At 72.3% G+C, this 24,415-nt stretch carries 22 protein-coding genes; 10 read left to right on the top strand and 12 right to left on the bottom strand.

Annotated features, from left to right (window positions below; translation table 11 throughout):
• Positions 1-26 precede the first annotated feature (26 nt).
• The 4 genes from AB0F81_RS12575 to AB0F81_RS12560 form a co-directional block, all read right to left on the bottom strand.
• Positions 27-611 (bottom strand): hypothetical protein, encoded by a 585-nt coding sequence (locus AB0F81_RS12575; RefSeq protein WP_360195325.1) that lies wholly within the window; start codon positions 609-611, stop codon positions 27-29.
• A 78-nt stretch (positions 612-689) separates the two neighbouring features.
• The gene (locus AB0F81_RS12570) at positions 690-2,777 is read right to left on the bottom strand and encodes an ATP-binding protein (RefSeq protein WP_360195322.1); all 2,088 of its coding nucleotides are present in this window, start codon (positions 2,775-2,777) and stop codon (positions 690-692) included.
• Positions 2,778-2,846: 69 nt separating this feature from the next.
• Positions 2,847-4,115, bottom strand: coding sequence for a histidinol-phosphate transaminase (locus tag AB0F81_RS12565; RefSeq protein WP_360195319.1), 1,269 nt, complete (start codon positions 4,113-4,115; stop codon positions 2,847-2,849).
• Positions 4,116-4,215: 100 nt separating this feature from the next.
• Positions 4,216-6,054 carry an AfsR/SARP family transcriptional regulator gene (locus AB0F81_RS12560; protein WP_360195316.1) on the bottom strand — a complete coding sequence of 613 codons (1,839 nt, stop codon included), beginning with the start codon at positions 6,052-6,054 and terminating at the stop codon, positions 4,216-4,218.
• Positions 6,055-6,191: 137 nt separating this feature from the next.
• Here AB0F81_RS12560 and AB0F81_RS12555 point away from each other — a divergent pair, with 137 nt between their 5' ends.
• The 4 genes from AB0F81_RS12555 to AB0F81_RS12540 are packed head-to-tail and all read left to right on the top strand — an operon-like array spanning position 6,192 to position 8,730.
• Positions 6,192-6,689: a DUF6069 family protein gene (locus tag AB0F81_RS12555; RefSeq protein ID WP_360195313.1), complete on the top strand. Its 498-nt coding sequence runs from the start codon at positions 6,192-6,194 to the stop codon at positions 6,687-6,689.
• A gap of 43 nt (positions 6,690-6,732) precedes the next feature.
• Positions 6,733-7,218, top strand: coding sequence for a hypothetical protein (locus tag AB0F81_RS12550; protein ID WP_360195310.1), 486 nt, complete (start codon positions 6,733-6,735; stop codon positions 7,216-7,218).
• On the top strand, positions 7,215-7,673 hold the full coding sequence (locus AB0F81_RS12545; protein WP_360195307.1) for an RDD family protein: 459 nt from the start codon (positions 7,215-7,217) through the stop codon (positions 7,671-7,673). Before AB0F81_RS12550 ends, AB0F81_RS12545 begins: the two co-directional genes overlap by 4 nt.
• Before the next feature lie 13 nt (positions 7,674-7,686).
• Positions 7,687-8,730: a YbdK family carboxylate-amine ligase gene (locus tag AB0F81_RS12540; protein ID WP_360195305.1), complete on the top strand. Its 1,044-nt coding sequence runs from the start codon at positions 7,687-7,689 to the stop codon at positions 8,728-8,730.
• Positions 8,731-8,779: 49 nt separating this feature from the next.
• Here AB0F81_RS12540 and AB0F81_RS12535 read toward each other — a convergent pair whose 3' ends face one another.
• From AB0F81_RS12535 to AB0F81_RS12525, 3 genes are read right to left on the bottom strand one after another with little or no spacing between them, the layout of a single operon-like run.
• Positions 8,780-9,079, bottom strand: coding sequence for an SHOCT domain-containing protein (locus tag AB0F81_RS12535; protein WP_360195302.1), 300 nt, complete (start codon positions 9,077-9,079; stop codon positions 8,780-8,782).
• 5 nt (positions 9,080-9,084) lie between these two features.
• Positions 9,085-9,558: a DUF6325 family protein gene (locus AB0F81_RS12530; protein WP_360195300.1), complete on the bottom strand. Its 474-nt coding sequence runs from the start codon at positions 9,556-9,558 to the stop codon at positions 9,085-9,087.
• Between the two features lie 9 nt (positions 9,559-9,567).
• A complete protein-coding gene (locus AB0F81_RS12525; protein ID WP_360195297.1) occupies positions 9,568-9,771 on the bottom strand; it encodes a hypothetical protein in 204 nt (67 codons plus the stop codon).
• 267 nt (positions 9,772-10,038) lie between these two features.
• Between AB0F81_RS12525 and AB0F81_RS12520 the strand changes: the two genes are divergently transcribed.
• Entirely contained in the window at positions 10,039-11,511 is a 1,473-nt protein-coding gene (locus tag AB0F81_RS12520; protein ID WP_360195294.1) for a hypothetical protein, read from the top strand.
• 29 nt (positions 11,512-11,540) lie between these two features.
• Here the strand turns inward: AB0F81_RS12520 and AB0F81_RS12515 are convergent, their stop codons facing one another.
• From AB0F81_RS12515 to AB0F81_RS12495, 5 genes are read right to left on the bottom strand one after another with little or no spacing between them, the layout of a single operon-like run.
• A complete protein-coding gene (locus AB0F81_RS12515) occupies positions 11,541-12,923 on the bottom strand; it encodes a DUF2252 domain-containing protein (protein WP_360195291.1) in 1,383 nt (460 codons plus the stop codon).
• Entirely contained in the window at positions 12,920-13,414 is a 495-nt protein-coding gene (locus AB0F81_RS12510; protein WP_360195289.1) for a DUF1269 domain-containing protein, read from the bottom strand. Before AB0F81_RS12510 ends, AB0F81_RS12515 begins: the two co-directional genes overlap by 4 nt.
• Positions 13,411-14,580, bottom strand: coding sequence for an AI-2E family transporter (locus tag AB0F81_RS12505; RefSeq protein WP_360195286.1), 1,170 nt, complete (start codon positions 14,578-14,580; stop codon positions 13,411-13,413). Before AB0F81_RS12505 ends, AB0F81_RS12510 begins: the two co-directional genes overlap by 4 nt.
• Positions 14,581-14,637: 57 nt before the next feature.
• The gene (locus AB0F81_RS12500; protein ID WP_360195284.1) at positions 14,638-15,081 is read right to left on the bottom strand and encodes a hypothetical protein; all 444 of its coding nucleotides are present in this window, start codon (positions 15,079-15,081) and stop codon (positions 14,638-14,640) included.
• Positions 15,078-15,368: a hypothetical protein gene (locus AB0F81_RS12495; RefSeq protein ID WP_360195281.1), complete on the bottom strand. Its 291-nt coding sequence runs from the start codon at positions 15,366-15,368 to the stop codon at positions 15,078-15,080. Before AB0F81_RS12495 ends, AB0F81_RS12500 begins: the two co-directional genes overlap by 4 nt.
• A gap of 226 nt (positions 15,369-15,594) precedes the next feature.
• Between AB0F81_RS12495 and AB0F81_RS12490 the strand changes: the two genes are divergently transcribed.
• The 5 genes from AB0F81_RS12490 to AB0F81_RS12470 all read left to right on the top strand — a co-directional run.
• Positions 15,595-16,089 (top strand): DUF1269 domain-containing protein, encoded by a 495-nt coding sequence (locus AB0F81_RS12490; protein ID WP_360195278.1) that lies wholly within the window; start codon positions 15,595-15,597, stop codon positions 16,087-16,089.
• 65 nt (positions 16,090-16,154) lie between these two features.
• A complete protein-coding gene (gene sulP / locus AB0F81_RS12485) occupies positions 16,155-17,840 on the top strand; it encodes a sulfate permease (RefSeq protein ID WP_360195275.1) in 1,686 nt (561 codons plus the stop codon).
• A 53-nt stretch (positions 17,841-17,893) separates the two neighbouring features.
• Positions 17,894-20,626 carry a glucosidase gene (locus tag AB0F81_RS12480; RefSeq protein WP_360195272.1) on the top strand — a complete coding sequence of 911 codons (2,733 nt, stop codon included), beginning with the start codon at positions 17,894-17,896 and terminating at the stop codon, positions 20,624-20,626.
• Positions 20,623-22,092: an alpha-amylase family glycosyl hydrolase gene (locus AB0F81_RS12475; protein ID WP_360195269.1), complete on the top strand. Its 1,470-nt coding sequence runs from the start codon at positions 20,623-20,625 to the stop codon at positions 22,090-22,092. Before AB0F81_RS12480 ends, AB0F81_RS12475 begins: the two co-directional genes overlap by 4 nt.
• Before the next feature lie 112 nt (positions 22,093-22,204).
• The coding region (locus tag AB0F81_RS12470; RefSeq protein WP_360195266.1) for a helix-turn-helix transcriptional regulator at positions 22,205-24,415 on the top strand (2,211 nt) is incomplete at its 3' end.

The raw sequence follows: 24,415 nt of genomic DNA, 5'->3' as shown, positions 1-24,415 counted from the left end.
GCTGCTTCATCCCTGCCGGATGAGGGTCAGGGCACCGCGCCGAGCATCGCCAGCACGCCGCCGAACAGGGCACTGGTTGCGGACTCGTCCAGGTGCTGGGCCTGCCAGCCGCGGTCCTGCAGGCCCTGCAGCACACCGATCATGGTGGTGCGCACGGTGCGCAGCGTGGCCGGGGAGAGCAGCACCGCCGAGGTGCCGTCGTCATGCGCGGCCCGGGCCGCGGAGCCGACCGCGACCAGCGCGGCCGCGGCGCCGTTCAGGATCTGGGCGACGTGCAGGCGGTCCCGGTCCAGGTTGAAGGCGGCCACGTGCACGGCCAGGCCGAGCGCCGTGATCAGCCGGCCGGTCTCGTCACCGCTGAGCACCGCGGGCATCGTCGCCGCATCGTCCTCGGACTGGCCCACCCCGGAGCAGAAGCCGGTGATCAGCTCCTCGGCGACGTCCGCCGGCACGATCAGCGTGGCGGGCGGCAGCTCCGGGAAGCGGCGCCGCAGCGCGGCCTCGACCGCGTCGCGCACGATGTATTCCGGCACCACCCGGTGCTGCTCGGTGAGCCGGCCCAGGATCACGGCGACGACGTCGTCGAGTCGCATCGCGCCGGGCCGCTCCATCCCCTCACCGTAACGGTGCACGACGGTCCTCAGGCGGTGCCGGGCAGGCTGATCCGGGCTGTTTTCCGCCGCCGGCACTCATCGAAGCGGAGCCGGGTCGGCCACCCGCTCCGGTTCACGGGCGGACACGACGGCCGGGACGGTGAAGGTGAAGCTGGAGCCGCCACCCGGGGCGTCCTCGGCCGTGATGGTGCCGCCGTGCCGTTCCACGATCCGCTTGCAGATGCCCAGCCCGAGCCCGGTCCCGGCGTACGGCCCGGTGCGGTGCGCCCGGTGGAAGTCGCCGAAGATGGCCTCGTGCTGCCCGGCCGGGATGCCGATCCCGTTGTCGGTGATCCGGACCCGGATCATGTCCTCGTCGCGTTCCGCGGTGATGGTCAGCGCCGGGGTGACCGCGGCGTCGGTGTACTTGATCGCGTTGCCGATCAGGTTGTCCAGCAGCTGCCGCAGCAGCACCGGATCGGCCAGCACCACCGGCAGGTCCCGGACGGCGAACCGGGGCCGTGGCCGGCCCGCCGCGATCGCGTTGTCCAGCCGGGCGATGGTCACCTCGGTGACCATCTCGGCCAGGTCGACCGGGACCATCTGCATCGCGGCGTCGCGCGCCGTGGTGTAGGCGAGCAGCCCGTCGATCAGCGCCCGCATCCGGACCGCCGCCCGGTACACCCGGGCCAGCTCGTCGCGGGCGTGCCGGACCGCCTCGTGGTCGGGCGCCTCGGCGAGCGACTCGCGGGCCGCGTCGCTCCACCCCTCGACCGTGGTCACCGGGTTGAGCAGGTCGTGCGCGACCACCCCGGCGAAGTTCGCCAGCTCGTCGCGGTGCCGGCGCTCGGCGGTCACATCGTGGAACAGCACCACCGCGCTGCGTGTGCCGTCCCCGTTGTCCAGGGTCGTGGCGCGGACGTTGAGGATCCGCCCGTCCGGCACCCGGGCGTTGCGGATCAGCAGGTCCACGTCGTCGAAGTCGTGGCCGGCCAGCGCCCGGTTGTGTGCCATCTCGTCGTCGCTCATCGGGGTGCCGTCGAGATGGCAGAGCCCGAAGTGCGCGGCGCCGACCACCCGCTCGCCCGGGCTGATCTGGTCGCCGAGCAGCCGCCGGGCCGCCGGGTTGCGCAGCACCACCCGGCCGGAGTCGTCGATCACGGCCAGGCCGTCGGCGGTCGAGTCGATGATCGCGCGCAACAGCTCGGCCCGCTGCGAGGCCCGTTCCCGCTGCACGGCCAGCTCCGCCCGGTCGGCAGCCAGCTCCGCCAACAGGACGTCCCGCTCCTCGCGGCCCAGCGCCAGCGAGAGGCCGATGACGACGACCATGGCGACGAAGAGCTGCGCCACCACCGCCCGGTCGGCGTGGCCGGGGATCTCGGCGAACGGCCCGGTGCCGTGCAGGGTGAACGCCATCACGACGGTCCCGGCGAGCAGGCTGTGCAGCACCACGAAGAGGGCGGTGAACCGGGCGCCCGCCCACACCGTCACCGCGATCATCAGGAACGCCAGCGGCAGGCCCCGGTTGTACGCGAACCCGGCCAGGTAGGCCAGCGCCGAGCAGAGGAGCAGCGCGGCGTACTCGGCGGCCCGCCGGCGTGGCAGTCTCGGCGGGCCGGTCGTTCCGGCACGCCACCGCTGGTACGCGTGCCCCAGGCAGATGCCGGCCGCTCCGAGGAGCAGCACCGCCACGGCGTTGCGGGCCAGCCATGCCGCCAGGGCCGCCCAGGAGAAGCGGTCGGTGATCAGCCAGATGCTCGTGAAGCCGAGCACAGCGGCGGCCACCGTCGCCGCGGAGGTGGCCGCCACCAGCCCCCACAGGTCGCGGGGGCGGCGCAGCGGCTCGGTTCCGCCGCCGCCCCACAGGTCCGGGCGCCAGCGGCCGATCAGATGAGCGAAGACCGCGGCCTGGGTCAGGTTCGCCGCCACGAACGCCGCGGCCATCAGCGCGGAGGCCCCGGTCGCCATGTTCACCGCCATCGTGGCCAGCGACAGGGCCAGGACGTCAGCCCAGCGGGCCGGCGCCCGCCGCTGCGCGCAGAACCAGATCGCGGCGACCCCGGCGGCCGGCCACACCAGGCTCAGATGGCCCGAGTCGAGCACGGTCAGCCGCCCGGCAGCCGTCGCGATCGTGAAAGCCACGGCGAACACCGCAGTACGCGCCAGCGATCTGCGGTAGGTCATCACTCACCCTTCCGCCCGCGGAAAAGGTCTGTCGGTGACCTATCGGCGGGGGCGGGGACGATCTGAGCGTCAGCTCACCGCGGCGCGGCGGGCGGTGTACTCGGTGCTGCGGTGGCTCGGGTACGGGATCAGGTTGTCCGGCTGCTGGTCGTCGTACGACTCGGTGGCCCAGCGCCGGCCGGTGGACTCCATCGGGTCCATGTCGTAGACCGAGCGGCCGTGGAAGCGCTGCGCGTAGTCCATCATCCCGTCGACCAGCCGCTCCACGTCGCCGGTGGGCCGCACCACGAGACGCATGAACTGGCTGGTCATGCCGAGCTTGTTGCCGCACTCGCGGGTCATGATGCCGTGGTTGGCGACCAGATAGTCGCGCAGCGCCACGCCGGACCACTCGGTGGGCAGCTTCACCAGGAAGAAATTGCCCTGCGACGGGAAGACGGTCAGGCCGGGGATGCGGCTCAGCTCCCGCGCCATCGAGCGGCGGTCCCGGCTGAGCAGGCGCAGGCTCTCCTCGTACTCCATCTCGTGGTCCTGGATCATGTGGACCACCTTCTCGGCGAGGGAGTTGAGGTTCCACTTGGGCAGCATCTTGGCGATCTTGCCGGCGATCGCCGGGTTGGCCAGCAGGTAGCCGAAGCGGATCCCGTGCAGGCCGAAGTTCTTGCCCAGGCTCTTCAGGACCACCGCGTTCGGGCGGATCACCGCGTCCGGGCCGACCGACGGATAGCGTTCGGCGTCGGAGAAGTCGATGAACGACTCGTCGACGACCACCAGGTCCAGGTCGCTGAGCGCGTCCATGAACCGGATCACGTCGCGCCGAGGCAGATAGTTGCCGTCCGGGTTGTTGACGTTGCAGATCACCGCCACCCGGGACTTGCGCTCGCGGATGAACTCGACGTACTCCTCCAGGTCGAGCCGGAAGCCGTCGCGCTCCTGCAGCGGGAACATGTCGACCCGCTTGCCGGTCTCCAGCGGCTGGTCGGTCCACCGGCCGAAGGTCGGGATCGGGATCGCCAGGCTCTCCTTGACCAGCAGGTGGTCGATCCAGGTGATCAGCTCGGTGGAGCCGTTCGCCATCGCCACCGTCTGCGGGTGCAGGCCGAGGACGGCGGCCAGCTTCTTGGTGATCGTGGCCGAGTCGCTCGGGTAGTACTTCAGGATGCTCTTCAGGTCCCGGGTCAGCTCGTCGAACATCTCCGGCGTCGGGAAGTACGGGTTGCACGGGATGCAGAAATCGACGATCTCCGCGCCTTCGCCGGCGGCCCGCGCCAGGTCGAAGTAGGAGGCGCTGTGCGCACCCTTGTGCAGGATCGACGTGTCGATTCCGGTCCGTGCCACGGTGTCCTCCCGAACGTCTCGGTGACGTGTTGCCGTGGCTAGGTACGGAACCGGCCGCGAATTCGTTCAGCGCGAGGGTTCACGAAATTGTCGACAATCGTCAGGCGGCGACCAGCCGAACCTGACTCTCGGTGAGCCGGCATGTGGCCGCCGCGATCTCGGCCGCGCCGTCCACGGCGTGCGCCTCGCGCATCGCCATGGCCCACACCACCGGGTCGGCGAGCCGGTAACGCTGCTCGGCGCCCGTGACGGCCAGCAGGCACACGTCCGCCAGGGATTCCAGCGCCCGCCACGCGTCGTGCACGCCGACGTCGAGCAGCCGGGCCGCCTGCCCGGCGGAGATCTCGGACGGCACCGGGCCGGCCGCGGCGACCAGCCGCAGCAACCGGGCGGGCAGCGGGCGCAACCGGCCGTACGCCCGGACGATCGGCGCCTCGGCGAGCAGGCAGTCGTCGTGCATCACCGTCGCCGGATTGCCCAGCTCAGCCGCCAGCTCGTCGGCGATCGACGCCACACTCCACCGGGGACGGCTGTCCACCCGGTGCCCGGCGAGCCGCACCGCCAGCGCGTCACCGCCGGTCAGCTCGATCAGCCGGACCGTCGCGGCCCGTTCCGCGGCGATCCGCCCGGCGCCGGCGACCCGCTCCATCAGCAGCATCGCCTCGGCCCCGGTCAGCGCGCCGACGGTCACCCAGGTGGCGCCGGAGACGGCCATCAGCCGGCGACGCGCGGTGAACAGCACCGCGGCGCCCGGCAGCGCGCACCGGACGACGCCGATCTGCTCCGGGCTCGCCACGTTGTCGAGCACCACCAGGATCCGCCGGTCGCCCACGGTCGCGCGCAGCAGCGCCGCCCGGCCCGCCGTCCCGGCCGGCAGGTCACCCTCGACCCCGGCCAGGCGCAGCCACATCAGCAGCGCCTCGGCCGCGCCGCCGGCCTCGGAGAGGTCGGCGTAGAGCCGGCCGTGCGGGAACGCGCCGGCCAGCCGGTGTGCCGCGTGCACCACGGTGCTGGTCCGCCCGGCGCCCTCCCGGCCGGTCACCCCGACCGTCGGGGCCGGCCCGGTCAGCGTCGCCACGATCGTGCCGATCTCCGCCTCCCGGCCGACGAAGTCCGGCAGGTCGGCGGGAAGGTAGACCGGGCCCGCCACGGCCGGGGCGGGGCCGGCGCCGGCCACCAGCGTGGGATCGCCGGCCAGCACCCGCTGGTGCATGCGCTGCAGCTCCGGGCCCGGCTCCAGGGCCAGCTCGTCGCGGAGCAGCCGCCGGCCGCGCTGGTAGACCTCGAGCGCCTCGGCCTGCCGGCCCTGTTGGTAGAGCGCCAGCATCAGCAGGGCACGCAAGCCCTCGCGCAGCGGATGCTCCTCGACCAGCGCGGCCAGGCCGGCCACCTCCTCGGGGCCGGCGCCGGCCGTGCGCAGCCGGGCGGTCAGGCAGAGCTCGGTGGCGGCCAGGCGCAGCTCGGCCAGCCGGGCCCGCTGCCCCTGCGCGTACGAGCCCGGCACGCCGGCCAGCGCGGTGCCCGACCACAGGCCCTCCGCGCCGCGCAGCAGCTCCGCCGCCGCGGCCGGGTCGCCGGACCGGATCCGCTCCCGGGCCGCGCCGACCGCCGCCTCGAAGTCCCGCACGTCGATCGACGCCCGCTCGCCGGCCAGCGCGTAGCCGCCGCCGATCGTCTCGATCGACACGTCGCTGCCGGCCAGCAGGCGGCGCAGGCGGTACACGTACGTCCGGGCGGTGCTGTGCGCGGCCCGCGGCGCCTCGTCGTCCCAGATCGCGCTGATCAGCTCGTCGGCGGTGGCCGGGCGGCCGTCGCGCAGCACCAGCGCGGCGAGCAGCGACTGCTGCTGCGGTGAGCCGGCCGGGACCTCGTGGCCGTCGAGCCACAGCCGGACCGGGCCGAGCACACTGATGCGGACGGGCACCGCGGGCGCGTTCATGGTCCCCAGGATGCAGCAGGGAGGCGCCCGGCCGGGACTCGCGGGCGGCCGTTGACGCCATGCCGACAGAAGGCCGGCGGCCGTTTCATCCACGCCGGATGAGGCGCCCGGGACCCGGCCGGAAGAGGCTCGGCGCCATGACCGGAATGAATGCCCCGATGGACCCGGCACCCCGTACGGTCGTCAACGCCGGCAAGCTCTGGGCCGGCGGCGCCGCGACGGCCGCCGTCGCGGCCCTGATCGCGGTGGTCGGCATCCTGTTCGGGCGCGGGCTCTTCGACATCGACGTGCTGGCCCCGAAGGGGGAGGGCACCTGGGGTGACGCCAGCACCGGCTGGTACGCCTTCGGCGCCGGCGTCGCCGCCCTGCTCGCCACCGGGCTGGTGCACGCCCTGATCGTGACCACGCCCCGCCCGATGCGGTTCTTCGGCTGGGTGGTCGGTCTCAGCACGGTGGCGGCGATGCTGGCGCCGTTCGTCACCGACGCGAGCCTCGGCGCGCGGCTCTACACCGCCGGGCTCAACCTGGTGCTCGGCATCGCCATCGGCTCGCTGGTCGCGGGCGTCGCCCGCAGCTCGACGAGCCAGGTCGTCCCGCGCCCCGCGCCACGGCCCTACCCCCGCCCGTACGGCTGAGGGCGAACCATCCGCACGACACCCGTACCGAGGGGAGCCACCGATGAGCATGCCGGGACTGTTGGATCTGGGCGACGTGGCGATCGGCGCGGCCATCCGCGCCGGCGAGAGCACCGCCGAGGCGCTGGCCCGGGTCCGGGCCGCCGGTGAGGCGGCCGGGGAACGCGCCTCGGCCGAGACGTCCGGCCTGCGTGCCCGGTTCGCGGCGCTGGCCGAGCGTGGCGCGGCCGAGCGCGCGAAACGGCAGGCGGAGGCCCGGGCCCGGGCGGCCGGGGCGCTCGACGCGGCGATGACCGCGGTCGCCTCCTCGGCGCTGGTCAACCGGATCGTGGACGTCCAGGTCGACCGCATGCTGCGGCTCTTCGAGGACGAGCCGGAACGGATCCAGCCACTGGTGCGCGGTCAGCGCGACACCATGGTCGGCGAGGTGGTCGGGCGGGTCCGGGCCGGTGCGGCCGCCGGTGACGCGGCGGTGGACCGGCTGACCCTGCGGATGAGCCGGCGCGGCGCCGAGGCCGACCCGACGTGACCGTCTACGCCGGGCTGATCAGCCGGTCGATGGCGTACGTCCTCGACGCCCTGATCGTGGCCGTGTTCACCGGCGTCACGGCCACCGCGCTGGGCATGGTGGCGTCGGTGGTCGGCGAGCTGGCGCACCGGCTGTCCGCGCTGGTGCTCTCGTCGTACCTGGAGTTCCTGCCGTTCCTGTTCGCGTTCTACTGCACGGTGTTCTGGGCGCTCGCCGGGCGTACCCCGGGGATGGCCGTGTTCGGCCTGCGGGTGGTCCGCGCCGAGGGCGGGCCGCTCGGCTGGACGGCCTCGTTCCTCCGGGCGCTGCTGCTGGCGTTCTTCCCGATCGGGGCACTCTGGCTGCTGGTGGACCGGCGCCGTCAGGGGCTGCCGGACAAGGTCGCGCGGACCACGGTGCTGCGCCTCTCATCCCCGCGGGATGAGGTGACGGCGGCGCTGCGAACCGCACGCTGAGCCCGTGTTGACCATGGGGGTTGAAGAAGAGTTCCTGCTGCTGGAACCGGACGGCGCGGTCGCGCCGAAGGCGCCGGAGGTGGTCCGCCGGATCGGGCCGAACGACCAGATCAAGACCGAGTACATGGCCTACCAGCTGGAGACCGCCACACCGGTCTGCACCGGCCTGGACCAGCTGCGCCGGGAACTGACCCGGCTGCGCCTGGTCGCCGCGCAGGCCGCCGGCCAGTCCGGGGTGCGGCTGGTGGCCAGCGGCGCGCCGCCGTTCCCGGCCGGCCCGATGGGCGCCCTCAGCGAGGACGAGCGGTACCGCGAACTCGCCCGGCGCTTCCCGGAGGCCACCGAGGCCGGCGGCACCTGCGGCTGCCACGTCCACGTCGGCGTGCCGGACCGTGAGCTGGCCGCCGCGGTGCTCACCCGGATCCGGCCCTGGCTGCCCGGTCTGCTCGCGCTCACCGTGAACTCGCCGGTGACCGGCGCGAACGACACCGGCTGGGCCAGCCATCGCTATCGCGCCCAGCTGCGCTGGCCGACCTTCCGGCCGCCGGGCGTCTGGCCCAGCGCGGAACGGTACGACCGGGCGGTGCGCTCACACGTGACCGCGGGCCGGGCCGTCGACGAGTCCGGCATCTACTTCCTGGCCCGGCTCTCCGCCCGCTACCCGACGATCGAGGTACGGGTGGCCGACACCGGCCTGAGCGTCGCCGACACGGTGCTGCTCGCCGGCGTGGTCCGGGGTCTGGTGGCCACCCTGATCGAGGACGTCCGCCAGCGGGTCAAGGTCGTCCCGGTCCCGGCCGAGCGGGTCAGCGAGAAGCTGCTGGCGGTGGCCCGGGGCGGCGCGCGGACGGCGGACGAGGCGGCCCGCCTGCTCAGCAAGATCACTGCGCAGCTGGACGCGGCCGGTGACACCGGTGAGGTCTACGCCGGCGTCGAACGGCTGCGCCGGGAGGGCACCGGCGCCGAACGGCAGCGGCGGCTCTGGAACCGGTACGGCCCGACCGCCGCGTTCGTCGGCGCGCTGGCCGAGGCGACCGCACCACTGTCGACCGGGTGAGACGAGCCGGCGCCGGGGTCGGCGGACCCCGGCGCCGGCCATCGGGCGCTCAGCCCAGGATGCGGGCCTTCTGCTGCTCGAACTCGGCGTCCGACAGCACTCCCTGTGACTTCAGCTCACCGAGCTGCTTGAGCTGCTCCAGCTTCGCGGCCATCGGATCGGCCGCCGGTTCGGCGGGCGGCGGCGCGTACTGCGGCTGCTGCTGCTGCTCGTAGTACTGCTGGGATTCCTGCTGATCGGCCTGCCGCTGCCAGCGGCCGGCCTGCCGGCGGGAGACCCGGTTGGAGACCGCGGTCGCTGTGCCGGCGATCACCGCGGTGCGGGCCATTCCTCGAAGAAGTCCGGGCATCGGGCTCACCTTCCTCCGGTAGCGCTGGTGGGCATCGCCGAGGCCGCGTCCGGCTCGGTCTCGTCCAGGGCGGCGAGCAGCGCCTGGACCGGGATCCGGCCGCCGGCCACCACCTGCGCGCCGTTGCGCCGCAACTGCACGGCGAGCGGCGCCGCCCACAGGTTCTCGTAGACGATGACCACGGCGGCCGAGCCGGCGGTCAGCACCGAACCGGCCTCCCGCAGGTCGTCGCCGCCCAGGATGCCGGACGCCGCGCCGTGGAAGACGCCCAGCTCGGCGAGCTCCAGATCGCGGCCCTCCAGGGCGAACACGTTGCCGTCCAGGGACTTCTTGACGAACAGGATGTCGAGGATCCGGACGATCCCGCGATCCACCAGATCGACCAGCAACGGGAACGCTTTCCCGTTCAGGCTGCCGTCCGGGAACTCGACACACAGGTAGTCGATCGGGCCCATCTCTTCCAGCAGTTCCTCTGGCACGGCGTCCCCCTAACTCGCGGCCGGAACGGAACGGGCGCGCTCGCCGGTGCGGCGGCCCACAGCGGACTCCACACCCAGGCCGATCAGCGCGCCGCCGGCCGCCGCGACCAGCGGCAGCACGACCAGGACGCCGTAGTCGGGCCGGGCCGGCCGGCCACGCAGGACGCCGTACGCGGCGACCGCGCGCTGCCGGGTGTTCTGTCTCCTGCTCATCGCTCTCCTCAGCTCGTCGTGATCAGGCTGTTCTGGCCGGGTCTGCTCCGGCCGCGTCCGTGGCCGTGCATGCCATGGCCTCAGCCTGCTCGTCCGGGACGGCGGCAACTTCATCCGCCGGGGGTGAACTCGGGGTGCCCGGCGAGCGGACCCCGGGGTGTTCATCCCTGCCGGATGAGGCGGCCGCACCGGCGGTCCGGGAGCGTCGGCGGGAGCCGGTGAGCGCGCTTTCTCCCGCGCCGGCCGGCCGGCAGCGAGGAGGCAACGATGACCATCCCGGCTTCTCCGTCACCCGCGACCTCGTCCGAGGACGGGGCCACGCCCCGCCCGGTCACCGCGGGCCCGGCCGAGGGCGTACCCGATGATGTCGAGCTCGAGCGCCTCCGGGCCGAGGTGGCCACGCTGCGCGCCCAGCTGGAGCAGAAGGAGACCCGGCGCCGAAGGCAGCCGGGCGGTGGCCTGGTGCGCCGGACCCTCGCCGCGATCCTGGTCGCGCTGGCCGCGTTCGCCCTGGTGACCAGCGTCGTCGGGGTGTGGGCCGCGCGCACCACCCTGAACACCGACCGCTGGGTGGCCACCGTCGCGCCGCTGCCGCAGGATCCGAAGATCAACGCGGCCGTCGCCCAGTACGCCACCACCGAGCTGTTCCAGGTCCTCGACGTCGAGACCCGGCTGCGCGAGGTGCTGCCGCCGCAGGCCGCCTTCGTGGCCGGCCCGATCGCCGGGCAGCTGCGCGAGCAGGTGCACCGGACCGTGCAGAACGTGCTCGGCAGCGACCGCTTCCAGACCGTCTGGGTGGAGCTGAACCAGCAGCTGCACCAGCGGATCATCGCGGTCCTGGAGGGCACCAGCACGGTGATCACCACGCAGCAGGACCGGATCCAGATCGACCTGCTGCCGCTGATCAACCAGGTGCTGCGCGAATTGAGCGCCCAGCTGCCCACCCTGTTCGGCAAGACGATCACGCTGCCCGACCTGAGCAGCGGCGCGATCCCGGAGAACCTGCGGCTGCGGGTGCAGGAGCAGCTCGGCGTCACGCTGCCGGCCAACTTCGCCCAGTTCACCGTCTACGACTCCGGGCAGCTCTGGGCCGCCCAGCAGGCGGTCGCCACCGCGAAACGCGACCTGGCGCTCTTCGTCGGGGCGACGATCGTGCTGCTGATCGCCGCGTTCCTGGTGTCGCCGCGGCGCCGGCGCACCACGGTCCAGCTCGGCATCTGGCTGATCATCGCCGCGGTCACCATCACCGCGATCGTGCGCGTGGTGCGCCGCCAGGTGATCGCCCAGATCCCGGAGGGCACCTATCGCGACGGCGTCGACGCCGCGGTGACCACGGTGTTCAGCTCGCTGCGCGAGCGCGGCACCCAGATCATCTGGATCGGCGCGATCCTGGCGCTGGTCGCCTACCTGGTCGGCCCGGGCCGGTTCCCGGTCTGGCTGCGCCGGCAGATCCGCCGCGGCGCGGTCGCCGCCGGGCGCGGCATCCGCACCGGTACGAACGTCGCGGTCACCCGGGGACCCGGCTTCATCGCCACCTACCTCGACCCGCTCCGCATCGCCGGTGTCGTGGTGGCCGTCGTGCTCGCGCTGATCCTGTCGTCCTGGATCTCGCTGCTGGTGATCGTGCTGCTGCTCGCCGCCTACGAGATCGCGGTGACCCTGATCGCCCGCCGCCACACGGACTCCACCGACAGCCCGGCCACCGGTGGCACGGCAACGCCGCACCCCGCGGCCGGCTGAGGGCCACGGGGTGCGGCGACGCTGACCGTCTAGATCCCGGTCTGGGCGGTCAGCCGGCCGTCGAGGACGGCGGCGCTGAACGCGGCGTGGTCGCGCTCGGTCTGGTCGGCGTAGAGATCGGCGAAGACCGCCAGGGCCCGGTCGAAGCGGTCGCTGGAGCCGAGGTAGGCCGCGATCGCGATCCGGTCACCGCCGCGCGCGTGCGCGCGCGCCAGGGTCCAGCCGCAGAGCTCGGCGTACGCCTGCATGCCGCGCGGGTCCATCACCTCGACCACCGCGCCGCCCTTCCAGTCGCGCAGCTGGCGTACGTAGAAGTCCCGGGTACGGCCGTCGAACCCCTCGATCCGGTGCCAGCCGAGGAAGATGTCGCTGGCGGCCTGCATGATCCGCTGCCCGGCCACCACGCGCCGTCCCTCGTGGACATAGCCCGCGTCCGGGGTGTGCGCGGCCAGCACCGAGCGGCCGGCCTCCTTCACCTGCAGCAGCAGCGGATCGTCGTCGTCGCGGCCGGTCATCAGCACGATCCAGCAGCGGGTGCCGACGCTGCCGACGCCGACCACCTTGCGGGCCAGGTCGACGAACTCGAACGCGTCGAAGAGCCGCTGCCGGTCGTCCGGAAGGCTGTCCCGGAACCCGGCGAGCAGGTCGCGGATCTGGCTCTCCAGCTGTTTGCGGGCCACGTCCGGGATCAGGTCCTGGACCGGCACCAGCAGCGGCGGGTCGGCCACGATCCGCCGTTCGCCGTCGACGAGCGCGGTGAGCTTGCGGTACGCCTGCAGGCTGGTCCGGGTGCGTGCCTTCGCCCCGGCCTTCTCCAGCCGTCTGAGGCGCTGTTTGCCGATCTGGTCGCCGAGCTGTTGCTGCAGCTCGTCGACGTCGATCCGGGCGTACCAGACGTCCAGCTCGCGCATGGCGGCGAACTGGGTCATCGCCTCGCGGTAGCTGCGGGCCGCGGCCAGGACGACCGCGGCACGCTCCTTGCGCCGGAAGCCGTTCGCCCGGCCGGCCAGGGCCAGGCTGGCGACCAGGCGTTTGACGTCCCACTCGAACGGGCCCGGGTGGGTCTCGTCGAAGTCGTTCAGGTCGAAGACCAGGCGCCGCTCCGGCGAGGCGTAGACCCCGAAGTTGAACAGGTGGGCGTCGCCGCAGAGCTGACTCGCCAGCCCGGAGTTCGGGAGGGCGGCCAGGTCCGAGGCCATGACCGCGGCGGAGGCCCGCAGGAAGGCCAGCGGGGAGGCGGCCATCCGTCCGTGCCGGATCGGCAGCAGCTCGGGCAGCCGGTCGGCTTCCTGCGCGACCAGCAGGTCCACCGGGTCGGGGCGTGCCGCGGCCGGCTGGAAGTCGGCGTGGCGGTCGAGCGGGGCGCGCTTACGAGCGGCGCGCCCCGTCTTGGCGCGTGCGGCGGGGTTCATCGCGTGTGGTCCCCGAAGGTCTCGAGCAGGATGTCCCGTTCACCCTCGGTGAGGTTGGTGGCGATCAGCTGGCTGTGCAGGCCGTGGAACCGCTCGCCGAGCCGGTCCAGGTTGCCCTGCTCGGTGACGAGGAACAGGGCCGAGGTGCCCTCGGTGATCTCCAGCCGGATCTTCTCCAGCTGGTCGCGGTCGATCCCGGTGCCCTGGGTGGCTTTCGCGAGGGCGCCGATCCCGGCGCCGACCACACCGCCGACGACCGGAATGAGGAAGAGCCCGCCGATCACCACACCCCAGAAGGCGCCCCAGCCGGTGCCGCGCCAGGCGCGCTCGTGCTCGTGGTGGGTCTCCGGCTTCTCGGCGCCCTGCGGCCAGCTGACGACCGCGTGGTCGACGATGTGGACGAGCCCGTCGGCCGCCGCGTCCTTCAGGATCTTGGACATCTGCTCGGCGCGATTCGGATCGTCGAACTTCCATACGGTGAACGTGGTCATGGGTTGCTCCTCGCGGGTCGTGGACGCCGCCATCCCGCGCCGTTGCGCGACGGCGTCTCTTCATCGGGGGGTGGGGACTCGGCCGGGGCCCGTGCCGAGATCAGGCCGTCGATCCAGCGGGTGGACGGATCGATGTCGACCAGCAGGCCCTTGGTGAGCAGGGTGAGCGGGATCGCCAGCAGCGCGCCGAGCGGACCCAGCACCCAGGCCCAGAACACCAGGGACAGGAACGAGACGCTCGCCGAGACGCCCACCGCGTCACCGACGATCTTGGGCTGGATGACCGACTGGATCACGAAGTTGACCGCGCAGTAGAGCACGATGACGGTCACCATCTTCTCCGGGCCGCTGTCCAGCAGGGCGAGCAGCGCGGGTGGCACCAGGCCGACCACGAAGCCGATGTTGGGGATGTAGTTGGTGATGAACGCGAGCAGTCCCCAGAGGACCGGCAGCGGGACGTCCAGGGCCCAGAGCATGAGCGTGTCGATGACCGCCACGATCAGCCCGAAGACCGTCGAGACCCACAGGTATCGGCGGGTGCCCTGGGCGAAGGAGCGGAACGCCCCGACCACCTGCGGGCGCTCGGCCATCACCGAGTTGAGCTTGGCCGGGAACTGGATGGCGTCGACGCACATGAAGAGCACCACGGCGAGCAGGAACAGCGAGTTGGACAGCACGCCGGCCAGCCCACCGAAGATCGTCTCCGCGAGGTTGAGCACGGTGCTCGGATTGACGCCGCTGACGGCGGACCGGATCTGATCCGTGCTGACGCCGAGGCCGGCCAGCCCGTTCACCAGGTCGGTGCGCAATTCGCCGAACTGGGACTGGTACTGCGGCAGGAGTTCGATCAGCTGGGCGATCGAGACGGCGAGCGCGGCGCCGAGCGCGAGCAGGATCAGGTACGCCGTGGTGAGGGTCGCGAGCATCGCGGCCCAGGCGGGTGCGCCGTGGCGGCGCAGCCAATCGCTGACCGGGCTGACCGTGACGGTCAGCATCAACGCCAGGAAGACCGGCCCGATGAGGCTGGCCACCCCGCGCATCCCGGCGACGGTGACCACGCCGCAGGCCGTCCCGAGCAGCACCAGCACACCGCGGGGCAGCAGGGACGGTGGCGCGGAGCCCGGCCGGGACCCTTGACGGGCCGGCCGGGACACCATGCGGGTCATGAGGGGATCCCGCGCCGGCCGGGACCGCCTCCTCGAACGGTCCCGGCCGGGCGGGCGTCAGTACCGGACCTCACGGCCGTGTGCGGTGAGTGCGTAGATAACCAGGACGTCGACAGCGATCACGATGCTGGCCCAGACCGGGTACGCCGGCAGGAAGGCGAGGTTCGCCAGAGCGCTGAACACGGCGACGATGATGCCGACGATGCGGGCCCACATCTGGCCGTAGAGGATGCCGAAGCCCGCGCCTGCCGCGATCAGTCCGAGGATCAGGTGGGTCCAGCCCCAGGCGCTGTAGTCCATCGGAATCACCAGGCCACTGTTCGTGGTGATGTAGAAGTCGTCCCGGAACAGCGCGACGAGTCCTTCGATGGCTTGGAACGAGCCGAGCATCAACAGCATGACGCCGGCGAAGACGACCATGCCCACCCATCCGGTGGGTTCCCGCCGGGATGCCGCGTACGGCGGGTCGTCGTACGACCGCCGGGATTCAGTGTCGGTCATGCTCCATCTCCTAGTCTCCAGGAAGTGCGGCTGAGATCCGATCGTGTGTCCGGCCCGGTCGCCGGCACGCCATCCGTGACGGATGAACCCGCACCGACCCGGCTCAGGCAGACCACCTGCACCCCCGAGTCGTCCAGCCGGGTGAGCAACCGTTCGAGGTCGGCGTCGGAGAGCCGGCCACGGATGGTGCTCTGCGACGGCAGGGTCCGGCAGCGCAGGTCGCGCAGAGCCATCCGCAGCAGGGGGCCCAGGAAGCCACGAACCCGGATCTCGTAACGCTCGTACATGGCCTGACTCCTTCGATCGGCCGGTTCCGTCGTCCTCACCGACGGTGGCCCAGGAGTTACCCTCCGCGGCTCCCCCGTGCCGGATGAACGGGGGGCGAACTAGTCCGGAGTTCATCCGTCCGGAATGAGGAGGAGGCGGTGTCCGCCGTGGCTCACTGTTCCTCGACGCCGCCGTGCCGCGCCGCGGCGGCACGGCATCGACACGCGGCAATGGAAGGAGACAGTCATGGCAACTCTGGTCGCCATCGGCTACCCCGACGAGACCACGGCGACGGCGGCGTCGCTGGAGGCTGACAGGCTGGCGAAGGACCTCATCATCCAGCCCGACGCCATCGCGACGATCATCCGGGACCGGGAGGGCAAGTACCACGTCACCACCAACCACCACGCGGTGGCCGGCGGCACCACCTGGGGCATGTTCTGGGGCCTGCTCTTCGGGATGCTCTTCTTCATCCCGGTGCTCGGCATGGCGATCGGCGCCGGTCTCGGCGCGCTGACCGGCAAGCTGACCAAGGGCGCCATCAACAAGGAGTTCCAGGAGCGGATCCGTGACGAGCTCCAGCCCGGTACGTCGGCGCTGTTCCTGGTGGTCGAGTCGGTCACGCCGGACAAGGCCGTCGAGGCGCTGAGCAAGTTCGGCGGCACGGTTCTGAAGTCCTCGCTGCCGAAGGAGACCGAGCAGGAGCTCCAGGAGGCCCTGCACGGCGGTGGCCCCCAGTAAGGTTCGTGTCACGTCCGGACGCCGCCCGGGAAACCGGGCGGCGTCCTTCGTGGAGGGTGAGAAAGATGGCGACCACGGACTGGATACCGGGCGTACGGGCGGCCGCCACCTACAAGCCGGCCTGGCTGCCGCGCGACCTGGTCGCCGGCATCGTGCTGACCACGCTGCTGGTGCCGCAGGGCATGGCGTACGCCGAACTGGCCGGGCTGCCGGCGATCACCGGCCTCTACACCACGATCCTGTGCCTGGTGGGGTACGCGATCTTCGGCCCGTCCCGGGTGCTGGTACTCGGACCGGACTCCTCCCTCGGCCCGATGATCGCCGCGGTGATCCTGCCGATCGTCGCCGCCGACGGCGATCCGGCGAAGGCGGTCGCGCTCGCCTCGATGCTGGGCCTCATGGTCGGCGTGCTGATGACCGCGGCCGCGATCTTCAAGCTGGGTTTCGTCGCCGACCTGCTGTCGCACCCCACCCAGCTCGGCTATGTGAACGGCCTGGCCCTGACCATCCTGATCGGGCAGCTGCCGAAGCTCTTCGGGTTCTCGGTGGACGGCGAGGGACTGATCGAGGAGGCCGTCGGATTCGTGCGGGGCGTGGCGTCCGGCGAGACGGTGGCGGCGGCGTTCGCGGTCGGCGCCGGCGGGCTGCTGGTGATCCTCGTCCTGGGGCGCTGGCTGCCCAAGATCCCGGGCATCCTGATCGCGGTGCTCGGCGGGATCGCCGCGGTCACCCTGTTCAGCCTGCCGGACAAGGGCGTCGACGTGGTCGGCACACTGCCGCAGGGCTTCCCCCCGTTCACCGTCCCGACCGTGGAGTGGGCGGATCTGGGCCTGCTCGCGGCCGGTGCGCTCGGCATCACGCTGGTCTCGGTGACCGACACCATCTCGACCGCCTCGGCCTTCGCCGAACGGACGGGGCAGGAGGTGCGCGGCAACCAGGAGATGGCCGGCATCGGCGCGGCGAACATCGCCGCCGGGTTCTTCCAGGGATTCCCGGTGAGCACGAGCGCTTCGCGGACCGCGGTGGCTGTGCAGGCCGGTGCCCGCTCCCAACTGACCGGGCTGATCGGCGCGGGCGCGATCACCCTGATGCTGGTACTGGCGCCCGGGCTGCTGCGAAACCTGCCCCAGCCGATGCTCGCCGCCGTGGTCATCGCGGCCTCGGTCTCGCTGGCCGACCTGGGTGGGATGCGCCGGCTGTGGCGGCAACGGCGGGTCGAGTTCAGCCTGGCCCTCGCCGCGTTCCTCGGTGTCGCTCTGCTCGGCGTGCTGCCCGGCATCCTGGTCGCGGTCTGCCTGTCGGTGCTCAACGTGTTCCGGCGGGTGTGGTGGCCCTACCGCACGGTGCTGGGCCGGGCCGACGGCGTGGCCGGATATCACGACCTGCGCTCCTACCCGGACGCCGAGCTGATCCCCGGTCTCGTCCTGTACCGCTTCGACGCGCCGCTGATCTTCGCCAACGCCCGGACGTTCCGCGAGGAGATCCGGCACCTGTCGCACGCCGACCCGGCGCCGAAGTGGATCATCATCGCGGCGGAGCCGATCACCGACATCGACACCACCGCGGCCGACATGCTCGAGGACCTCGACGAGGAACTGAACCGCAAGGGCATCTCGCTGGTCTTCGCGGAGATGAAGGACCCGGTCCGGCGGAAGATCGACCAGTACAAGCTGACCCGGACGATCGACCCGGCGCACTTCTTCCCGACGATCGAGGACGCGGTCGCGGCGTACCGGATCGCCGCGCCCTGATTTCATCCGCGCCGGGGGAACACCACCCGTGAGCGCGAGCCGACTCTGGCGGCATGGCCATCACCGAACCCGGCGCCGAGCAACGGCGCCTGCACGACGCCGACACCGACACCGTGCCCTGGCGCCGCTGGGGACCGTACCTGAGCGAACGGCAGTGGGGCACGGTTCGCGAGGACTACAGCCAGGACGAGAACGCCTGGGGCTACTTCAGCCACGACCACGCGCGGTCCCGGGCCTATCGCTGGGGCGAGGACGGCATCGGCGGCTTCTGCGACGAGGAACAGCTGCTCTGCATGTCGGTGGCGTTGTGGAACGGCAACGACCCGATCCTCAAGGAACGGTTCTTCGGGCTGACCAACGCCGAGGGCAACCACGGTGAGGACGCCAAGGAGTACTGGTTCTACCTGGACGCCACGCCGACCCACTCGTACCAGCGGATGCTCTACAAGTACCCGCAGCGGGCGTTCCCGTACAACGACCTGGTCGCCACCAACCGCGACCGCGGGCCGCACGACTACGAGTACGAGCTGCTCGACACCGGCATCTTCGACGAGGACCGCTACTTCGACGTGGAGATCGAGTACGCGAAGGACGGCCCGGAGTCGATCCTCTGCCGGATCACCGTGCACAACCGGGGCCCGGAGGCGGCGACGCTGCGGGTGCTGCCGACCCTGTGGTTCCGCAACACCTGGTCCTGGAACGGGCCGGAGCCGCGGCCGGTGCTGCGATCGGTTCCCGGGGTGCCCGGACTGGCGGTGGCCGAGGCCGATCACCCGCGGCTGGGCACCCGGTGGCTGGCGTGCCTCGGCGACGCCCCGCTGCTGTTCACCGAGAACGAGACGAACACCGAGCGGGTCTTCGGGCGGCCGAACGCCGGCCCGTACGTCAAGGACAGCTTCGACCGGTACGTCGTGCACGGCGAGACCGGCGCGGTGAACCCCGGCGGCCTCGGCACCAAGGTGGCCGCCGACGTCACGCTGGACGTCCCGGCCGGCGGCTCCGCGGTGGTCCGGGTGCACCTCACCGACGAGCCGATCGTCGCCGGCGTGGAGGACCGCCGCGCGTCCCAGGGCGCCTTCGACGCGCTGGTGGACCGGCGCCGGGCCGAGGCCGACGAGTTCTACGGCGCCCTGCTCGACCCGGCGCTGCCCGACGCGCAACGGCAGGTGGTGCGGCAGGCGCTGGCCGGCATGCTCTGGAGCAAGCAGTACTTCGGCTACGACGTGGAGCGCTGGATCAGCGAGCACGGCCGGGACCCGCTGGCCGCCCGCGGCATGCGCAACGGCGACTGGTTCCACATGATCTGCCACGACGTGATCTCCATGCCGGACCCGTGGGAGTACCCCTGGTTCGCCGCGTGGGACCTGGCCTTCCACGCCATCGCGCTGAGCCTGGTCGACCTCGGCTTCGCCAAGTGCCAGCTCGACCTGCTGCTGAACCGCCGATACCTGCACCCCAACGGGCAGATCCCGGCCTACGAGTGGAACTTCAGCGACGTCAACCCGCCGGTGCACGCCTGGGCCACCCACCTGGTCTACGAGCTGGACAAGGCCCGGCGCGGCGGCAACGGCGACCACGCCTGGCTGGAGTCGGTCTTCCACAAGCTGTCGAAGAACTTCACCTGGTGGGTGAACCGCAAGGACCACGACGGCAACAACGTCTTCCAGGGCGGCTTCCTCGGCCTGGACAACATCGGTGTCTTCGACCGCAGCGCCCCGCTGCCCACCGGTGGCTACCTCGACCAGGCGGACGGCACCGCGTGGATGGCCCTGTACTGCCAGAGCATGCTGCAGATCGCCCTGGAGCTGGCGAACCGGGACCCGGTCTACGTCGAGCACGCGCAGGCGTACTTCGAGCACTTCGCCTGGATCACCGTGGCGGTGAACCACGCGACCGGCAGCGCCACCATGTGGGACGAGGAGGACGGCTTCTTCTACGACCTGCTGCGGCTGCCCGACGGCAGCTCCCAGCGGCTACGGGTACGGTCGCTGGTCGGCCTGCTCCCGCTCGCCGCGGCCACTGTCTACCCGCAGGACCTGACCGCCCGGCATCCGCAGCTGATCGAGGACATGCAGGATTTCGTCACCCGGCACCCGAGCGTGCGCTCGGTGCTCGCCGGGCGGGCGCAGGGGCAGGGTGGCGGGCACCTGCTGGCCCTCTTCGACGAGCACCGGCTGCGCCGGATTCTCACCACGATGCTCGACGAGGACGAGTTCCTCAGCCCGTACGGCATCCGGTCGGTCTCGAAGTATCACGGTGAACACCCGTTCGAGTTCCGGGTGGGCGACCAGACGTACTCGGTGAAGTACTCGCCGGCCGAGTCGGACACCGGGATGTTCGGCGGCAACTCCAACTGGCGCGGGCCGATCTGGTTCCCGATGAACGTCCTGCTGATCCGGGCGCTGCTCAACCTCTACGTGGCGCACGGTGACGACTTCACCGTAGAGTGCCCGACCGGCTCCGGGGTGAAGATGACACTTTTCGAGGTGGCCCGGGACCTCTCCGAGCGTCTGACCAGCATCTTCCTGCCCGATGCGGAGGGCCGCCGGCCGTGCTTCGGCGGCCAGCACATCTTCGCGACCGAGCACTGGCGTGATCTGATTACCTTCTCCGAGTACTTCCACGGCGACAACGGGGCGGGCCTCGGCGCGGCGCACCAGACCGGGTGGACCGGGCTCGTCGCGGTCTTCCCGAACGTCTTCGCCGGGTTGGCCGGGCCCGACCTGCTGGACCACGGCATGGCCGGAGTGCTGCGCAAGACGCCCGGGCTGGAGGGGGAAAGATGAGCGGATGGCCGTCGGCGCCGGCGATCTACGAGATCGACACGTGGCCGTGGCTGAGCGGGCTGGAGCGGCGGCTGGGCCGCCCGCTGACCCTGGCCGAGGTGCCCGGCGAGATCTGGGACGAGGTGGCCGCGGCCGGCCTGGACGCGGTCTGGCTGATGGGCGTCTGGGAGCGCAGCCCGGCCGGCCTGGCGGTGGCCCGGGAGAACGAGTCGCTGCAGCGGGCGTTCCGGGCGGCGCTGCCCGACCTCGCCCCGGCTGACGTGGTCGGCTCGCCGTACTGCGTCCGGCGCTACCGGGTCGACGACCGGTTCGGCGGCCCGGAGGGGCTGGCGGCGGCCCGCGCCGAGCTCAGCCGCCGTGGCCTGCGGCTGGTGCTCGACTACGTGCCGAACCACGTCGCCCCGGACCACCCGGCGACCGTCGAGCACCCGAACTGGTTCATCCGGGGCACCGCCGAGGACCAGAACGACGACCCGGCCGGCTGGTTCACCACGGCCGGGCAGGTGCTCGCCCACGGCCGGGACCCGTACTTCCCGCCGTGGCCGGACGTGGCCCAGCTGAACGCCTTCGACCCCGGGCTGCGCGAGGCGACGGTGGCCGCGCTGACCGGCATCGGCGAGCAGTGCGACGGGGTCCGCTGCGACATGGCGATGCTGGTCACCAACGAGATCTTCGCCCGCACCTGGGGACGGTGGGCCGGTCCGGCGCCGGCCGGGGAGTTCTGGCCGTACGTGTTCGAGCGGGTCCGCGCCGCCCACCCGGGTCTGGTGCTGATCGCCGAGGCGTACTGGGACATGGAGTGGACGCTGCAGCAGCAGGGCTTCGACTTCTGCTACGACAAGCGGCTCTACGACCGGCTGGCCCACGAGGGCGCCGACGCGGTCCGCAAGCACCTCAGCGCCGGCCGCGACTTCCAGGACCGGCTGTTGCGGTTCGTGGAGAACCACGACGAGCCGCGAGCGGCCGCCACCCTGCCCGGCGAGCGTGGCCGGGCCGCGGCGATCGCGATCGCCACCCTGCCCGGCGCGGCGCTCTGGCACGACGGGCAGTTCGAGGGACGGCGCACGCACCTGCCGGTCTTCCTGGCCCGCTATCCGGACGAGCACCTCGACCTCAACCTGCGCGACTTCTACCGCCGGCTGCTCGCGGCCACCGTGCCGGTGCGCCGGGGTGACTGGCGGCTGCTGGACTGCCACGGCTGGCCGGACAACCCGACCCACCACGACGTGCTGGCCTGGGCCTGGGCCGACGGCGGCACCCCGCGGCACGTGATCGCGATCAATTTCGGTGATCACGCCTCGCAGGGTCGGGTCGCGCTGCCCTGGCCGGTGCTGGCCGGTCGGGCGTGGCGGCTCACCGATCTGCTGGACGGCCGGGTCTTCGAACGCGACGGCGACGAACTGGCTGGAAGCGGCCTTTATGTCGATCTTCCGGCTTGGGGAGCACACGTACTTTCCGTGGAGTAGTGACCGTCGCACTGAGGGTCACGATTATCCGATCCGGACGATGCGCGGATGAGGCGCCGGGACGAGTCTGAACGGGAGATCGAAATGGGGTCGGCTCTCGGAGGTAGCAGACGTGTCTCTCGAACTGATCGCGGATCCGTCCGGAATGGTGAGCTACGACCCGGACAGCTCGTTGCTGGACTGCAAGTTCGCCGTGCCGGCGGCGCCGCCCTTCATGGTGGCCCGGCCCGCGCTCCTCGGCCGGGTCACCGAGGGGGTGCAGGGGCCGGTCACCCTGGTCACCGGGCTGGCCGGCAGCGGTAAGACACAGCTGCTCGCCTCCTGGGTGAACAGTCGCGCGGTGGACTGGCCGATCGCCTGGATCACTCTGGAACAGGGTGACGAGCAGGCGTCCACCTTCTGGACGTACGTGCTGGAGGGACTGCGCCGGGCCGGCGTGGACCTCCCCCCGGTGCCCGGCGGCACGGTGAGCCGGGCCGTCCTCGGTCGCTTGGCGGCCATCATCGACGAACAGCCCACCCCGGTCGTCCTGGTCCTGGACGGCGCCTCCCAGCTGCCCGGCCGGGACTGGGCGGTCGGGCTGGAATTCCTACTCAGCCACGTGCGGAGGCTGCGGGTAGTGCTCACCGGCCGGTGGGACCCGCCGCTGCCGCTGTACCGCTACCGCCTCTCCGGCCAGCTCCGCGAGCTGCGCACCGCCGACCTGGCGTTCACCGCGGCGGAGGCGGCCCGGCTGATGGAGCTGCACGGGGTGGACCTCGGCGAGCCGGAGTTGGCGACGCTGCTGGAGCACACCGAGGGCTGGGCCGCCGGGATCCGGCTCTGCGCCTGCGCGCTGCAGGGCCGGTCCGACGCGAAGCGGCTGGTCAACACGATCACCGGCGACGAGTCGACGATCGCCGAGTACTTCGTCGGTGAGGTGCTCCGGCTCCAGCCGCCGGAGATGCGCCGGTTCCTGCTGGAGACCAGCGTGCTGGACACCTTCACCCCGGAGCTGGCCGCGGTGGTCACCACCCGGCCGGACGCGTCGCGGATGCTCAACACGCTGACCCGGGAGAACGCGTTCATCCAGCCGGTCGGCGACGGCTCCGACGTCTACCGCTACCACCGGCTCTTCGCCGAGCTGCTGCGCGCCCAGCTGGCCTGGACGGAGCCGGAGGAGGTGGCGGTGCTGCACGGGCGGGCCGCTGCCTGGATGGCCGAGCAGGGCCGCCTGCTGGAGGCGGTGGATCACGCGGTGCAGGGCGGCGACTGGGGTGCCGCGGCCGCCATGGTGGTCGAGGACTACGCGATCGGCCGTCTGGTGGTCGAGGGCAGCTCCGGGCGGCTGGGCACGCTCTTCGCCCGGATCCCGGAGCACCTGGAACTGCCCGAGGCGATCATGATCCGGGCCGCGATGGCCTACGGCGACGGTCGCCCCGACGAGGCGGCGGAGCGGCTGGCGTACGCCGGCAAGCTGCTCAGCGTGCGCGGCAGTGCCTGCGGTGACGGACTGACCCTGACCGGCTTCCTGATCCAGATCCTGCTCGCCGCCGACGGGCCCGAGCCGGAGCGGGTGCGCGAGCTGGTCGCGGTCGCTGAGGCCTTCCTCGCCGTCGCGCCGACCGATCGCCTGGCCCGGCATCCGGAGCTGCGGATGCTGCTGCGCGCCGCCGAGGGCATGGCGCTGAGCAACGCCGGGGCCGTGGACGCGGCCGCCGAGGTGCTCACCGACGCCGCCGCCGGGGTGCTGCCGGGCTGCGAGGCGCTGCGGGTCGACTGCCTGAGCCGGCTGGCCCTGCTGGAGGCGTACCGGGGCCGGCTCGGGCGGGCCGAGACGGTGGCCCGGCAGGCACTCGAGCTGGCCGGCGAGTACGGCTTCGAGAAGCGCCGCCGTCCGGGTGCGGCCGAGGTGGCCCTGGCCTGGGTGGCGCTGGAGCGCTACGACATCGAGGCCGCCGACCGGCACATCCGGGCCGCGCAACCACTGTGCGGTGACGGGACGGGCGGACTGGCCGTGCTGTCGCTCGCGGTCGTCCGGTCGCGCCGCCTGCAGACCCGCGGGGAGTTGCGTGGTGCGATCAACGCCCTGCGCGCGGCCGACGAGTCGGGGGTGGCGCAGTCGGCGCCGCTGTGGCTGGCCCGGGAGGTCGTGCTGGGCCAGGCCCGGATGCAGATCACCGGCGGGCACCTGGACGAGGCCGCCGAGCTGCTGGACCGCTATCCCGAGCCGTGCTCACCGGACGTCGCGGTGGTGCGGGCCGCTCTGGCGATGGCCCGCGGCGAGGGCCGGCAGGCGCACGACGTCGCCCGGACCGTCGCGGACGCGGCCGGCGTGCCGGCC

It is taken from the genome of Actinoplanes sp. NPDC024001, from assembly GCF_040638955.1.
Classification (GTDB): domain Bacteria; phylum Actinomycetota; class Actinomycetes; order Mycobacteriales; family Micromonosporaceae; genus Actinoplanes.
Note: the sequence above shows the minus strand (reverse complement) of the source record. Positions and strands in the feature narration are given on the sequence as shown.